Below are 16,021 nucleotides of genomic sequence, written 5' to 3' on the forward strand. Positions count from 1 at the left end.
CCAGAGTCGATGCTCTGGTTTTTTATTACTCATGTTTATGAGTACGCTAAGCGCCTTCGTTATGTAGCTCTAGATTAGCGAGATCTTGTTGGATCTCACGCTCAACCTTTGAATCGTCATTACGTAGAGAATCTAGGAAATCTAGGTACGCTTGGTCGATATCGCCCGTTACATACTCACCGTTGAATACGGATGTATCAAAACGAGAGATGTCTTGATTACCCATACCTACTGCAGAGATTAAGTCTGGTAAGGTTTGGAAAATCAAAGCATCTGCACCAATCTGCTTACAAATCGTTTCGTTATCACGACCATGAGCAATTAACTCAGTCGCGCTCGGCATATCAATGCCGTAAACGTTCGGGAAGCGAACCTCCGGAGCGGCAGAAACCATGAAGACTTTGTTTGCACCAGAATCACGAGCCATCTCAATGATCTGCTCTGATGTTGTACCACGAACAATCGAGTCATCAACCAGTAGAACGTTCTTACCTTTAAACTCAGAACGAATCGCGTTGAGTTTACGGCGAACCGACTTCTTACGTTGTTGCTGACCAGGCATGATAAACGTGCGGCCAACGTAACGGTTTTTCACGAAACCTTGACGATATGGCTTATCAATCGCTTGAGCAATTCGTAGAGCAATATCATTTGATGTTTCAGGAATTGGAATAACCACGTCAATGTCTAGGTCTGCGTACTCTTCTTTAATACGCTTACCTAACATCTCACCCATCTCAACGCGTGCGCTGTAAACCGAAATTTTATCGATGAATGAATCAGGACGAGCAAAATAAACAAACTCAAAAATACATGGGTTTAGTTGTGGGTTGTCTGCGCATTGTTTAGTGAAAAGCTCACCATCGAATGTTGCATAGATAGCTTCACCAGGAGCAACATCGCGCATAAAATCAAAACCAACAGCGTCTAACGCTACTGACTCAGACGCAACCATGTACTCTGTTTTACCGTTAATTTCACGCTTACCAAGACACAGTGGACGAATACCATGTGGGTCACGGAATGCGATCATGCCGTGGCCGATGATCATCGCTGTCACTGCGTAAGCACCACGAATAGTGCGGTGCACGTTTGCAACTGCGCGGAAAACGTCGTCTGAAGTCACGTTACCTTTTACGGTATCGATCTCATGAGCCAATACGTTTAGTAGAACTTCAGAGTCAGAGGTTGTGTTGACATGACGGCGGTCTTTTTCGAACAACTTCTCACGAACTTCACTTGCATTCGTTAGGTTGCCGTTGTGCGCCAGCGTGATGCCAAATGGAGAGTTTACGTAGAAAGGTTGAGCTTCAGAAGCACTCGAACTTCCCGCTGTAGGATAACGAACATGACCAATACCCACGTTGCCTTGGAGGCGTTGCATGTGTTTTGCTTCAAAAACATCTTTAACTAAACCGTTCGCCTTACGCAGACGGAAACGATTGCTTTCTATGGTACAAATACCAGCGGCATCTTGGCCACGATGCTGCAATACCGTTAAAGCGTCATAAATAGACTGGTTTACAGGTGTTGAACCCACGATTCCAACAATACCACACATGTCCTAATCCTCGATTTTCGACATTAACTGGCGCTAGAGCGCGCCAGATAAGAAACTAGATGTTGCTTGTAAATGCTCGAAGAACGGCGCAATGATTCGGCTAAACTCCGGAACCAATTGCGAATTCTTCCACCACTCAGAACTTGGGAATGCAGTAAACGCATCCATGAAAAACAACACTGCAGAAACAATCAAAACACCACGTAAGCCACCAAAGACGACACCGAGGATTCTGTCTGTACCCGACAGGCCTGTTTTCTGAACTAGCTGCCCGATGACATAGTTAACTAAGGCACCAACAACTAACGTTGCAACAAACAATGCTGCTATCGCAGTTCCGTTTCGAAACATCTCATCTTCAATATTGGTGAAGTACATTGCTAATTTAGCGTAGTACTGGCTAGCAATAAAAAATGCTCCAAACCAAATAACAAGTGACAACGCTTCTTTAGCGAAACCGCGAACTAAACTGATCACGGCAGAGAAGCCGATCACGCCTAAAATGACAAAATCTAACCAATTCATGAATTCTTCATCTTAAGTTGGCGCGCATTTTAACAGAAAAAATGCTGACGCAAACGTTTTCTTATGGATTTAACGGTTTAAATTTGAGCAATTGGCCTTTTGAACCCGTAATTTTTTCTAATTCCTTAATTTGTCGCTCAAGTTTGGATTTAGAAACATCCGGGCCAATAATTACTCGCGTAAATGTTTTTTCTTGCTTGGTATGAGCCTGATAACCACGCTTCTGTAAATCCTTAACAACGTTTTTTGCGTTGTCAGCATTCTTCAAAGCCATCAATTGAATAATCCAAGCACTGTCTTGGTATTCATTTTTTTCAGGTACCGGCTTAACCACCACCGCCACTTTATCCGCTTCTTTGTTACTGGAAGCCGACGCAGTTTGCGTATTTGAATTATCAGTACGACCACTTTCAACCACTTGCTCAACCGGAGAGTCCGGCAGTGCAATCTGATCTTCAACAGGATCGAGCACTTCAAACACTTCAACATTACTATCAAGCTCAGGCTTAATCGGAATGCTTGCAAACTCTTCTTTATAGTGGAGCTTCTTACCATCCAGCACATCGGGCAATACAATCACGCCAATGGCCACTAAAATGATGGTGCCGACTAATCGGCTTTGGAATTTACTTGCCATTTAGTTTCCTTTTTTCTGCCAATGCTCCAACACTTCACCCACGGTATGGAAAGAACCGACAACCAACACAACATCGTCATCTATAACAGAAGCTAAAGCCGCTTCAAACGCTACAACAGGGTTTGAATACTGCTCTACACCTTCAGGTAAGCTTTGACACAATTCAGCGGCTGTTGCGGCTCGTGGGCCTTTCAGCGAAGCTGGGTACCAATGTGTTGTTATTGGAGCTAATACTTCCAATGTCGCGGGGATATCTTTGTCATGAAGCATGGCGACTACAACGTGTAAATTTTTGCCTGCATACTTCTTCGCGACTTGCTGCGCAAAGTACTCAGCAGAATGCGGGTTGTGTGCTACATCAAGCACAATCACCGGCTGTTCGCTAATTTGCTGCATACGCCCAGGAAGCTGCGCATTCTTCATACCGTTAACAACGTTCACATCACTAATGCTTAGTTCTGAAGTACCTAATGCCATCAGTGCGGTGGCTGCGTTCGGCAGCGGTAAGCTTGGGATAGGTAGCGATTCTAACTGGAATGCGCCGCTGCGCCAGTTCCAAGTATCACCATCTACATCATAGGTGTATTGAATCCCTACTTGGTAGAACTCAGCGTTAATATCATCAGCGTGTGCCGCAACCGTAGCTGGTGGTTTGGGTTGACCACAGATAGCTGGTTTACCGCTACGATAAATGCCCGCTTTCTCAAAACCGATCACATTAATGTCATCACCTAGCCAGTCAACATGGTCGACAGCCAAACTAGTAATCACAGAAACGTCATGCTCAACGATATTGGTCGCGTCTAAACGTCCGCCTAGACCAACTTCTAACAATACAACATCAACCGCTTCGGTTTGAAAAGCACGTAACGCAGCTAAAGTGCCATATTCAAAAAAGCTAAGGCTGATTTCACCACGTTCTTTCTCAATGAAATCGAAAGACTGAACCATCTTTTGATCAGAAAGATCTTTGCCATTGATACGAACACGTTCGTTATAGCGAATTAAGTGAGGGGAGCTGTAGACACCAACAGAGTAACCAGCATCCAATAGAATAGCTTCCATGAGTGCACATGTTGAGCCCTTGCCGTTGGTTCCAGCAACAGTAATAACATGTTGAGCAGGTTTGGTGAGGTTTGCCTTAGAGGCGACAGCTTGAACTCGGTCTAAGCCAAGATCAATAGCGCTTGTGTGGATGTTTGATAAATAATCAAGCCACATCTCCAAAGAGGATGTGGCTTGAGGAATAGGTTGTTGACTCATCTAACTCATAACCATAATTAAGTAGGTTTGTTAGAAGGTACTTTACCCTTTTTCTGGCGCTTCTGGTACTTCATAAGCAGCTTCATTCGGTGAATCGTTCACAGAAACTACTAATGGTGAAGGCTGATTGGTCATTTTAGCAACAAGGCTTGCAACGCGCTGACGCATCTCACGACGGTCAACGATCATGTCGATAGCACCGTGGTCTAGTAGGAACTCACTGCGTTGGAAACCTTCAGGAAGATCTTCACGTACAGTTTGCTCGATTACACGACGTCCAGCAAAACCGATAAGCGCTTTTGGTTCACCGATATTGATATCGCCAAGCATTGCTAAACTTGCAGAAACGCCACCCATTGTTGGATCAGTCATTACTGAAACAAACGGTAGGCCTTTCGCAGATAGACGCTCTAGAGCAGCACTGGTTTTTGCCATTTGCATGAGAGACATCAATGCCTCTTGCATACGAGCACCACCACTTGCAGAGAAACAAACTAAACCACAGTTGTTCTCAATAGCTGCATCTACCGCTTTTACAAAACGAGCACCAACAACAGAACCCATTGAGCCGCCCATAAATGAGAATTCAAAAGCACACGCAACGATAGGTAAACCAAGCAGTTCGCCTTTCATTGCAACTAATGCGTCTGTTTCACCACTGTTCTTTTGAGCAACAGAGATACGTTCTTTGTAACGCTTAGAGTCTTTAAACTTCAGTTTGTCTTGTGGCTCAAGATCAGTACCTAGTTCAACACGCTCACCTTTGTCTAGGAATGTATCCAGACGGCGACGTGCTTTCATACGCATGTGATGGTCACATTTTGGACATACTTCTAGGTTACGCTCTAGTTCAGCATGGTAAAGAACCTGCTCACAAGAAGTACATTTAGTCCAAACACCCTCAGGGATTGACGCTTTACGAGATGTTACGATGTTGCTTTTTTCTAAAATCTTTTCAAGCCAACTCATGGAAGACCTTTTTGTTTCGATTCCTCCGCTTGATTGCGAAAGAAATAAATTTGGGAATTATGCCGGGAATTAAAGCACATAAAACAGCGACTGTAGATAAAAAACTGGTTGTACCTATTTTCCGTGACTATTTTACGCACGAAACCGTAATATTTTTTGAACCTAAGTCTCACATTTAGTTCAAATTATCCGGCAAAAATAGAGGGCCAATAGGCTCTCTTGGTAGTCCAAAATGTTCAGGATAATCAACATCTACTAAGTATAAGCCTTCCGCTTTCGCTGTCGCGCCTGCCACTTTTCGATCTTTAGCCTCTAAAAGCCACTGAATCCACTCTGGTTTTTGATCACCTTTACCTACCGCAATTAGGCTACCAGTAATATTCCTCACCATATGGTGAACAAACGCATTCGCTTTAATATCGATCACTATGTAATGCCCATGACGAGTCACGTTTAAGTGAATCATGTTTCTCCATGGGCTACGAGATTGACAATGTGTTGCCCTGAACGAAGTAAAGTCATTCTCACCAAGTAAGTACTGACCCGCTTCATGCATCTTTTTCTCATCAAGGTGACCATGATAATGGCTCACACCTGAATTCAAAATGCCAGGACGTAGAGCATGGTTAAAGATAATGTAGCGATAACGGCGTGCTGTTGCAGAAAAACGAGCGTGGAAATCCTCATTCACTTCTGTTGCCCAACGAACGGCAATATCTTTTGGCATGTTGGCATTTGCGCCCATTGTCCATGCAACCATTTTACGATCGACATTAGTTTCAAAGTGAACGACTTGTCCCGTACCGTGAACACCGGCATCTGTGCGACCAGCACACATAACTTCTACAGGGTGATTCGCGACAACTGAAAGAGCCTTTTCCAATTCTTCTTGGACACTTTTCACGTCTCGTTGGCGCTGCCAACCAAAGTAGTGGGTACCGTTATATTCAATACCTAAAGCAATTTTCATGTTCTTGTTCTCTTTGAAAATGGGCGAGAAGTATATACGGAAATGAGTGCTAGCCCAAATAGGATGGGGCTAAAACTTCAATAAACAATCACTACCGCCTAGACGGTGGTTTTAGCAAGCTAAATAAAATAGACGCTAACTGTATCGCCCTAAAATAAAGGGTAGCCAACGCTACCCTTTATAATTTTTTGAATTTATCGACCGTTTAACGTATCGATAAGATTCTTTGCCTCTCGACGTATATCATCACTGCCGTCAACGATAGCCTCTTCTAGAAGCTTAATTGCACCTTGTGAGTCACTCATCTCGATGTAGATTTTAGCCAAATCGAGCTTACCAGCGGCTTCTGCATTGCTGTCGACATCGTAATTACCAATGTCACCGATAACGTCTGGGAATTCATTTAGGCCAACATCTAGCTTCAACTCTTCGTCATCTGGATTAATCGCGTCTTCGCCTTCTTGCTCAACTTGAGCCATCAGCTCATCAATCGTCATGTATTGCTTATCACGACCTTTGTCTGACTCGGTTAGGTTGTCTTGTTGAGCCCAATTCTCTTGTTTGATTTTTGGTTCAGCTTGTTGATCTGCCGACGCCCAAATCTCCTGTTGATCATCAGGCACATCATTATGCATGCTCGATTGCTGCTCAGGAGCAAGGTTGAAGCCTTTCCAATCTTCACCACCGACTTCAAGCATCGCATCAATATCGAGCCCTGCACTATCAATCGATGTAGCATCCAGTGGCTTGTCGAACATGCTGTCGACAGAGTCTTGAACATCTTCAGAAAGTAATTCAGCTAATGCTGTCTCATCAAAATCCTCAAAACCTTCTAACAGATCGTCTTGAACTGTTGTAGGCACTGAGCTTAACTCAGAAGGTACTGGGCTTAATTCTGACGGAGAATCGAGTGATTCATCAGGTTGTGTGAAACTAGCCAAATCAGACTCTTCTGCACCTGGGAAGCCTTCTGCGTCTGAGAAATCTTCTGTATCCGAGAAGTCATCACCATGACTAAAACTCTGCGGGTTTGAAAATAAATCATGCAGCGCATCTTGTTCTTCACCCTGTGGGCTGAAAGAAGTCAGTGGCGTTGGTTTCTCAGCAAACGCATCGGAGATAGCTTCGTCTTCACCGTATTCCGGCAAATCAAACTCATCGAGCTCTACGCCTTGCTCTTCCGCTACAGGCTCAGCACTGCTTTGTTCGATGTCATCTAAGACTGAATCCGCTTTTGCGCTCTCTTCATCGTATTCAGGCAGGTCAAGGTCATCGAACTCAAACTTTTCGGACTCTGGAGCAAGATCTTGCTCTAACTGCGCTTCATCCGGTTCGCTAACCACTTCCGCCAACGCATCTTCTTCGCCAAACTCTGGAAGCTCTAAATCATCAAACGAGAACTCATCTTCGCCTTCTTGCCCTAGAATTTCTGCTTGTTTCGTTTCTTCAACTTTAGGAGCCGTTTCAGCTTGAGGCTCTACTTCGGCTTGCAGCTCAGGTGTTGATTCTGATTCTGGGTCTAATTGAGCATCAACAACAGGGACGTCTGACTCCGTTGTTACTTCAGCATCCGCTTCTGCCAAGGCATCTTCTTCACCAAACTCTGGAAGCTCTAAATCATCAAACGAGAACTCATCTTCGCCTTCTTGTCCTAGAGGTTCAGCTTGTCCTGTAGCTTCAACTTGCGGTGCCGATTCTGCTTGCGGTTCATGGTCTAACGGAGGTTCAGCGTCTAGTTGAGAATCAACAGTAGGAGCAACTGGTTCTGGTATTACTTCAGCTTCGGCGTCGGCTTCCGCCAACGCATCTTCTTCACCAAGCTCTGGAAGATCAAAATCATCAATCGAGAACTCGTCTTCGCCTTCTTGCTCTACCGCTTCAGCTTGTTCCGTTGCTTCTACTTGAGGTTCGGTTTCAACTTGTTGTGCAACTTCAACTTGCGGTTCATGGTCTAACTGAGACTCAACAGCAGGAACCACCGGCTCTTCCGCTACTTCATCAACTTGTGCCAATGTTTCTTGTTGAGCCGTGTCATCTTCAATCAGCCAATCATCGTCTTCTGGCACACCGAATTCATTTGGAACAATCTCTGGCATATGCGCAGCACGCTCTGGCTCTGGCTCTGGCTCTGGCTCTGGCTCTGGCTCTGGCTCTGGCAAGGATTCAACGACATCTTCAAACTGATCGCTACCTTGGATTTTCGGTTCAAAGTCAAAATCAGAGGCAACATTCGCAGGCGACTCTACATCGTCTATAGCTTCGGCTAACCAGTCTTCAACCGTCTCTTCATCATCTTCAGAGATATCATTTAAAGACGATGGCGATACTTGCTCTTCATAACTAGCAGCGATGTCTTCACGCTGTGCTTGGGCGTCGGCTTCTTTCGGCTCTGGTTCTGCTTCTTGTTGTACAGTTTCTTCTTGAACTCGCTCTTCAAAAACTGGTTTGTCAAAATCAGAATTCTCAGAGAGCAGTGAGTCGATATCCAGTTCATCATCTTCAGCCGATGATGCGGTTTCTTCAGCGGATACTATTTCTTCCGCTGACACTTCATTGCTGTCTGAAAGAGACGCTTGCTCTGGTTCAACCGTATTTTCAATTAATGACTCAACAGGCTCTTCTGCCGCTGGCAATAAATCATTGTCATCAGAAGTCATTAACTCATCAATCAATGCTTCGTCTGTTGTTTCTAGCGAGTCATCAAGTAACGCATCTGTTGCCGGCGCGACACCGAATAAATCATCGATAAAGTCATCACGATTAAAGGCTTCATCATTTTCTGGCTTAACGTCAGCACTGTCTTGAATCATTTCCGAATCTAACGATCCATCACTAACGACTTCAGCTTGTGGTGTTGCATTAATGTCCGATGCTTGCTCAGACTCAACTTCATGTGTTTCTATGGTTAACGGAGTAAGCTCGACGTCTGAATCCTTTTCGGACTCATCGCTGCCGTTGTCAAAACCAAAGGCTTCGTCTAACTCTTTATCAAACGCCTTCCCTTCAGGTTCAAGCTCGTCTTCAATGCCACTTGTCAGTAGATCATCAAATGGGTCTAAAGATTCTGAATCTTGTTCATCGGTTTCACCGACTGATAGATCATTACCTAGCAGTTCATCTAACGTCTCGTCACCTTCGACGGTAACTTGAGCATCATTGGCGTCATCGTCTAGAAAATCATCTAGTAAGTCTGTGCTCTCGGCATCGAGTTCAAAGTCATCATCAGAATCATCAATCAACTCATCCAAGGTTTCAGTACTGTCTTCCGAAATATCTAGCTCATCATCGGTCGACAAGCCTGAGAGTTCTTCGAGCTCAGATAATGAGTCAAAACCAAGAGAATCACTCTCAGACTCATCATCCGATTCATCTTCCAACATATCATCTAGGAGATCTGTTGAATTACTGAGATCAACATCATCCCCTGTCAATTGCTCATCGAGCAGGTCGACACTGCCTTGAGTTTCTTCACTTTCGGTTGGCAGATCAAACTGAGAAAGGATGTTATCGATATCATCATCAGACGCCAAAGCGCTGTTTAGATTCTCAGCAACCTCGTCATCATTATCGAGATTCATAGGCTCATTAACTTGATCGTTCTGAGCCGCAACCTGAGCGAAGATGTCATCAATATCATCTTCTACACTAGGAACCGAAGGTTGTGACGTCTGCTGCTCTGAGATCAACGAATCGATATCAAATTCATCGTTGCTCACACCCGCAGGTGCAGTATCGCTCTGTTGCTCAGAGATAAGCGCATCAATGTCAAAATCATCGGTTGCTGATGTGTCGGTATTAGAAATCGAATCACTTTGCTCTTCTGAGATTAAAGCATCAATATCGAAGCTATCATCATCTTCATCATCAAGCGCAAATAGATCGTCTAATAGAGATTGGTCTAGTTCGTTAGAGCCTAGGTCTTCAGTCTCAGAATCCTGTGATAGTAGCGATTCAATATCTTCATTCGACATTGAGTTATCATCTGAAAGATCAAAGTCGGCCTCATCAGAACCGAGTTCGCTTTCTGATGTTTTATCAAGTGCGCGCTCCATCTCTTCAAGACCAAGCGCCTTGTCATCGCCATTGACACTAATGCCGTTGCTGCTGTCTAACTCCAGATCATCGAAGTTAGTGTCTAAGTCACCATTTTCGCCAATACTCGCAAATGGGTCGTCATCGTCATCATCGAGATTAAAATCGAGATCAGAATCATCTAAACCTGCAAATACATCTTCTTCAGGCGATGCTTGGTCATCAAATAACTTATCAGCATCATCTTCATTGCCAAATTGTTCATCGTCTAAAGACAATTCATTATCAAAGTCGTCCATCTCATCGCCTAAAGCGATAGGCGCGACGCTACTTACATCTGATTGAATTGGTTGGTCTTGTGTCGGCTGATCATCATTTTTAGAACGGCGCCCCAACAAGATCACTATGATAAGACCAAGTAGCAGACCTGGAATAACCGCAAGAGCAGTAACTAACCAACCATTTGATAACAATTGATCCATGGCACTTGGAGCCATTTTTGCAATCTCAGCGTTCTTTCTACGCTCTTCATCAAGCAGCTTTTCCACTTCGCTACGAATGCGGTCTTCATCACTAAGTTCTGTTTTTAGCTCACCCACTTCCAATTGAACATTCGACAACATCAGACGAAGTTGATGGTTTTTCTCTTCAAGTGACAATAGCTCAGTTTCTGAAAGCTCTAGCTGTTTCTCTAGCTTGTTCATCTCTTGGGTTGGAGCTGATTGAGCTGGAGATGATTGAGTTGGAGACAATGGCTTTTTAGCGGCTTCAGCTGTGCTTACTTGCTTTGCAGGAGCAACATTTTTTGCATCAGAACTCGACGCTTTGGGTTTTGAAGCGACAGGCTTACTTGCAGGAGCATCGAGCTTAGCAAGGTGCGCATTCATGATGTTAACGGCTTGCTGTGTAGAACTTGCACGTGCTTGCTCTAAAGAAGGCACACGTAAATTACTGGCAGGCAGCAAGCTGTGGATATTCTGGTTTTCAAACGCTTGTGGATTTAGACGATAAATAGCCAACAAGGTTTGCTGAACTGAAACGGAATTATCAGGGCGTAACTTTGAGGCAATTGACCACAATGTTTCCGACCCCAAAGTTGGGCCGTAAAAACGAGAAGGCCCAGCACGATTCAATTGTGCTCTTTGAAGAGGTTCGGAAAACGTAGGCGCTGATTGTATCTGGCCATTAGGCCCTACAACTCGAATGGAATCTGCACGAACAACGGAAATCTGAGTCGCCATGAGAATGGCAAAAGGCATTAACCACGGCTTGAAAAATTGAAACATAAAAGGCTCAGCTAGGTGCTTAAATTCGAATAAATTGATGAACTGTTAAATATATCGGATAAACGACGTAAAGCTATAGAGATGAAAACAAAAAATGTGTTGCAGCGACAATATTCGCAGCAATTTCACACAATTTAACTAACAATATTTTCAATCGATTAAAAAAGCCCCACTAAAAGAGTGAGGCTTGTTTATCAAAGCAGTGAAGCTTAGAAGTAATCGCGAATCAGAACTTCCGCGATTTGAACTGCGTTTGTTGCTGCGCCTTTACGAACGTTATCAGCGACAACCCACATGTTCACACCGCTGTGATGGCTGATGTCGTTACGAATACGACCAACCATTACGTGGTCTTTACCACCAGCATCACGAACCTGAGTTGGAAAATCTAGAGCTTGGAAAACTTCAACGCCTTCCGTGTTCTCTAGAAGCTGAATAACTTGCTCAGCACCGATTGGCGCGCGAGTTTCAATGTGTAGAGATTCAGCGTGACCATAGAACACAGGAACACGAACACAAGTCGGGTTAACCGTGATTGATGAATCAGCAAAGATCTTTTGAGTTTCCCAAACCATTTTCATTTCTTCACGTGTGTAGCCGTTCTCTGTAAATTCATCGATTTGAGGAATACAGTTGAACGCGATCTGCTGTGAGAATGCTGAATTTTCAGCTGGCATACCGTTAAGAAGCTTAGCCGTTTGACCTGCTAGCTCATCGATACCCGGCTTACCTGCACCAGACACAGATTGGTAAGTTGAAACGTTAATACGCTCAAGGCCCACTTCATCGTGAATCGGTTTAAGTGCTACTACCATCTGAATAGTAGAACAGTTCGGGTTCGCAATGATGTTGCGGTTACGGAACTCAGCAATCGCTTCAGGGTTCACTTCAGGCACAACCAGAGGAACATCGTATTCGTAACGGAAACGTGATGTGTTATCGATAACAACCACACCTTCGTCAGCGGCGATTGGAGCCCAACGTTCTGAAAGCTCGCTACCTGCAGAGAAAAACGCAATATGTACTTGAGACCAGTCGAAGTCTTCTACATTTTGTACTTGTATTGTTTTGCCGTTAAAACGGGAAGTTTTGCCTTCACTACGTTCACTTGCTAGTAAGTGCATTTCACCGACAGGGAATTTACGCTCTTTAAGTACTTCAAGAATGGTTTCACCAACCGCACCAGTCGCACCTAAAATAGCAATATTAAATTCTTGGCTCATTGTTTCTCTCTTTTATAAAGTTGGCTTTACCATAAAACCGAGTTTAGATAACGGCGTTAAATTACAAGATTCGTCGCCCGTTAACTCGACTGCACTGTACTCTCTGCGGTCCCAATATTCTTTACGCATCTTGTCAAAAGAACCCGGCGTAGAGATATTGCGACGGAATAAGGCGTCGTCTTTGCGCACATCATAGATCAACTGAGTCAAATTGTGCAGTGTTGCTTCATCCCAAGCTCTATCTAATTTCATTTGAGGCACTGGCGCTGTCGGTAATAAGTCACTTGCATAAGCACGCTGTTCAGTACCTAAAAACTCACAATAACTGTTGAAGATCATCGTGGTACCACGCGCTTTACCCTCTAAACCGTAGCCCGCTACGTGAGGTGTTGCAAAAGCGAGCAACGGAAGAAGTTCAAAGTCGACTTCAGGTTCAAACTCAAATACATCAAGAACGGCAGTGAAACCATCGGCTTTTTGCAAGCGAGCTTTTAACGCTTGGTTATCAACAACTGGGCCACGAGCCGCATTAATCAGAATTTGGTCAGCACGTAAATTGTTCAGTACTTGCTCATTGATCAAATGATGCGTTGGGAACTCACCTGTCTTAGTGATTGGCGTATGCAGAGTGATGACGTCTGACTGCTCAAGCAGAGTATCTAGCTCAGTAAATTCGCGAGTATCACCCTCTTGCTGTTTTAGAGGATCGTTCAGCAGAACTTTAATACCAATACCTTCAAGGCACTTTGCTAAATAGCTACCCACTTGGCCACAGCCGATAATACCGACCGTTTTTTCGAATACAGAGAAACCTTGCTGCTGAGCCAACACCATCATCGCGCTGAACGCGTACTCAGCCACACCCACCTTGTTACAGCCTGGGGCTGCAGTAAAGAAAATGCCACGTTCTTTCATCAATTCTTGGTCGACATGATCCATACCTGCCGTCGCTGTGCCGACAAACTTCAGCTTGTTGGCTTTACTGATCAATGACTCGTTCACTTTGGTGACAGAGCGAATCATCAAAGCGTCTACGTCAACTAGGTCGTCAGCCGTTAATGTGCGACCAGACTTCATTGTCACTTCCCCTAGCTGGCTAAAAAGCGCTTCAGCATAAGGCATATTTTCGTCGATTAAGATTTTCATTTGGCGAGTACTTTTGTTGGGGTCTATCGACCTAAATGTGAATTGAAATGATTGTGCAAAATTCCACACACGGTGTCGAGTAGCAATTGGAATACATTATAAATAAAGAGTTGAATCGCCTAGTCGCACAAGCAAAAGCAAAAGCAAAAGCAGTAATAAGAACGACTACCTGAAATTAGAAAACTAAAGTCAGAAGACTAAAACGAAAAATGCCCGATTGAATAAACAATCGGGCAAACATCCAGAACAAAAGGATCCTATCTCGCTCTCCAGGAGACAGAGTCTTGCGTCTGTTCAACCAGTACTAACCAAAGCCAGTACTGATCAAGCTCTGGAAACCTTTCAATTTCTAAACTCAAATTTAAAAAACTATTTTCTAAAGCGAAGCTTACAAAGCTAAGGTTTAAAAACACGTTTGAAAATCTATGTTTAAAAAGCTTTGTTCTGTTGGTCATGATTACTGGGTGACCTGTGCGTGTTGAATCAGCACTCACGTCACCCATTAACGATTAACCTTTTATTAATTTAACCTTAGCTTCAATTAGCCTTGGTATTTTTTGATTACTAGCGTTGCGTTCGTACCGCCGAAACCAAAGCTGTTAGACATAACCGTTGTTAGCTCTTGTTCACGAGCTTCGGTTACGATGTCTAGGCCTTCGCCCGCTTCGTCTAGGTTTGCAACGTTAATGCTTGGTGCGATGAAGCCGTTGTCAAGCATTAGCGTTGAGTAAATTGCTTCGTGTACACCAGCCGCACCTAGAGCGTGACCTGTCATCGCTTTAGTTGCTGAGATTGCAGGGCTGTTGCCGCCAAAGACTTCTTGGATTGCGCCAAGTTCTTTAACGTCACCTACAGGAGTTGAAGTACCGTGAGTGTTCACGTAGTCAACGCCATCAATGTTTTGCATTGCCATCTTCATACAACGAACCGCGCCTTCACCAGAAGGAGCAACCATGTCGTAGCCATCTGAAGTTGCGCCGTAACCCACGATCTCACCGTAAATTTTTGCGCCACGAGCAACAGCGTGCTCAAGTTCTTCGATAACTAGCATACCGCCGCCACCAGAGATAACGAAACCGTCACGGTCAGCATCGTAAGTACGAGAAGCCAATTCTGGCGTGTCGTTGTACTTAGTAGAAAGTGCGCCCATTGCGTCGAACATCATAGTCAGAGACCAATCTAGTTCTTCACCGCCACCAGCGAATACTACGTCTTGCTTACCAAGTTGGATAAGCTCCATTGCGTGACCGATACAGTGTGCAGATGTTGCACATGCAGAACTCATAGAGTAGTTCACACCACGGATTTTGAAAGGTGTTGCTAGACAAGCAGAAACCGTAGAAGCCATTGTACGTGGAACCATGTATGGGCCAACGCGCTTCACGCCTTTTTCACGGATGATGTCTACTGCGTTTACTTGGTTTAGAGATGAAGCACCACCTGAACCCGCTACGATACCCGTGCGGTCATTAGATACTTGATCTTCAGTTAAACCAGAGTCAGCAATTGCTTGCTCCATTGAAAGATAAGCGAATGCCGCTGCATCACCCATAAAGCGCATTTTTTTGCGATCGATATGGTCAGCAGGGTTCATTTTTAGGTTACCCCAAACTTGAGAGCGCAAGCCATTTTCCTTGAACTGCTCTGAAGCGGTAATACCTGATTTACCCTCTTTCAGTGATGCTAAAACTTCTTCGACGTTGTTACCGATACTTGAAACAATACCCATACCGGTGATTACGACTCGTTTCATGTGACATTCCTATAATTCTAAATTCAGCTAGATGATAACTAAGAAGCCTAACAAAAGTGGTCAGCTTTCCTAGAAATTCGTACAATCCCTACCAACATATCGCTTCAAATCACAAAATGATAGATTTTATGACTTCAATTACTAATGCAGAGCTGGAATGGAATGAGTCTGGCACGCCAGTTTCAGACCAATTTGACGACGTTTACTTCTCTAATGTTAACGGTTTAGAAGAAACTCGCTACGTCTTTTTAAAACAAAACCACCTTCCAGAGCGTTGGGTTGAACATCAACAACGCCGTTTTGTGATTGCTGAAACCGGTTTTGGTACAGGTTTAAACTTTCTCGCAGTCTGGCAATGGTTCGATGCTTTTCTTAAAGATAACCCACAAGCTACGACCAAAGAGTTACATTTCATCAGTTTTGAAAAATATCCTTTAAATAAAGATGATCTAATCAAAGCGCACCAATCGTGGCCAGAATTAGCGGAGTATGCGACACAACTCCAAGAACACTACCCGATTGCCCTGCCCGAATGTCACCGCATTGTGTTAGGCGATGGTGCTATCACGCTTGATTTGTGGTTTGGTGATATTAAGGATTGGGCTCTTCTCCGCTTAGATGAGTCTATAAATTAACAATAAAATCAATAAAGCATT

Annotated in this window: 10 protein-coding genes and 2 pseudogenes; 2 read left to right on the top strand and 10 right to left on the bottom strand. The window is 44.1% G+C overall.

Annotated elements, in window-relative coordinates; translation table 11 throughout:
* Positions 1 to 46: 46 nt before the first annotated feature.
* From purF to ACED25_RS01370, 9 genes are all read right to left on the bottom strand, one after another.
* Positions 47 to 1,561, bottom strand: coding sequence for an amidophosphoribosyltransferase (gene purF, locus ACED25_RS01330; RefSeq protein ID WP_012603488.1), 1,515 nt, complete (start codon positions 1,559 to 1,561; stop codon positions 47 to 49).
* A 33-nt stretch (positions 1,562 to 1,594) separates the two neighbouring features.
* Positions 1,595 to 2,086 (bottom strand): CvpA family protein, encoded by a 492-nt coding sequence (locus ACED25_RS01335; RefSeq protein WP_009848678.1) that lies wholly within the window; start codon positions 2,084 to 2,086, stop codon positions 1,595 to 1,597.
* A gap of 61 nt (positions 2,087 to 2,147) precedes the next feature.
* Positions 2,148 to 2,723, bottom strand: coding sequence for an SPOR domain-containing protein (locus tag ACED25_RS01340; RefSeq protein WP_012603487.1), 576 nt, complete (start codon positions 2,721 to 2,723; stop codon positions 2,148 to 2,150).
* Positions 2,724 to 3,986, bottom strand: coding sequence for a bifunctional tetrahydrofolate synthase/dihydrofolate synthase (gene folC, locus ACED25_RS01345; RefSeq protein WP_012603486.1), 1,263 nt, complete (start codon positions 3,984 to 3,986; stop codon positions 2,724 to 2,726).
* Between the two features lie 42 nt (positions 3,987 to 4,028).
* Positions 4,029 to 4,955, bottom strand: a complete 927-nt coding sequence (gene accD, locus ACED25_RS01350) for an acetyl-CoA carboxylase, carboxyltransferase subunit beta (protein ID WP_009848681.1) — start codon at positions 4,953 to 4,955, stop codon at positions 4,029 to 4,031.
* Between the two features lie 175 nt (positions 4,956 to 5,130).
* Positions 5,131 to 5,925, bottom strand: a complete 795-nt coding sequence (gene truA / locus ACED25_RS01355) for a tRNA pseudouridine(38-40) synthase TruA (RefSeq protein WP_009848683.1) — start codon at positions 5,923 to 5,925, stop codon at positions 5,131 to 5,133.
* Positions 5,926 to 6,119: 194 nt separating this feature from the next.
* Positions 6,120 to 11,243, bottom strand: coding sequence for a FimV/HubP family polar landmark protein (locus tag ACED25_RS01360; protein WP_371694453.1), 5,124 nt, complete (start codon positions 11,241 to 11,243; stop codon positions 6,120 to 6,122).
* Between the two features lie 209 nt (positions 11,244 to 11,452).
* Complete coding sequence (locus ACED25_RS01365; protein ID WP_122046969.1) at positions 11,453 to 12,466, bottom strand: aspartate-semialdehyde dehydrogenase; 1,014 nt, start codon at positions 12,464 to 12,466, stop codon at positions 11,453 to 11,455.
* 12 nt (positions 12,467 to 12,478) lie between these two features.
* Positions 12,479 to 13,612 carry a 4-phosphoerythronate dehydrogenase gene (locus ACED25_RS01370; RefSeq protein ID WP_102257949.1) on the bottom strand — a complete coding sequence of 378 codons (1,134 nt, stop codon included), beginning with the start codon at positions 13,610 to 13,612 and terminating at the stop codon, positions 12,479 to 12,481.
* Positions 13,613 to 13,698: 86 nt separating this feature from the next.
* Here ACED25_RS01370 and ACED25_RS01375 point away from each other — a divergent pair.
* Positions 13,699 to 14,012 (top strand): annotated as a pseudogene (locus ACED25_RS01375) (hypothetical protein).
* Positions 14,013 to 14,153: 141 nt separating this feature from the next.
* Here the strand turns inward: ACED25_RS01375 and fabB are convergent.
* Positions 14,154 to 15,365 (bottom strand): beta-ketoacyl-ACP synthase I, encoded by a 1,212-nt coding sequence (gene fabB, locus ACED25_RS01380; protein WP_371694454.1) that lies wholly within the window; start codon positions 15,363 to 15,365, stop codon positions 14,154 to 14,156.
* 56 nt (positions 15,366 to 15,421) lie between these two features.
* Here fabB and ACED25_RS01385 point away from each other — a divergent pair.
* Positions 15,422 to 15,964: pseudogene (locus ACED25_RS01385) on the top strand (MnmC family methyltransferase); the annotation flags it as partial.
* Positions 15,965 to 16,021: the final 57 nt, after the last annotated feature.

The organism is Vibrio sp. 1F263, assembly GCF_041439035.1.
In the GTDB taxonomy this organism is placed as follows: domain Bacteria; phylum Pseudomonadota; class Gammaproteobacteria; order Enterobacterales; family Vibrionaceae; genus Vibrio; species Vibrio tasmaniensis_A.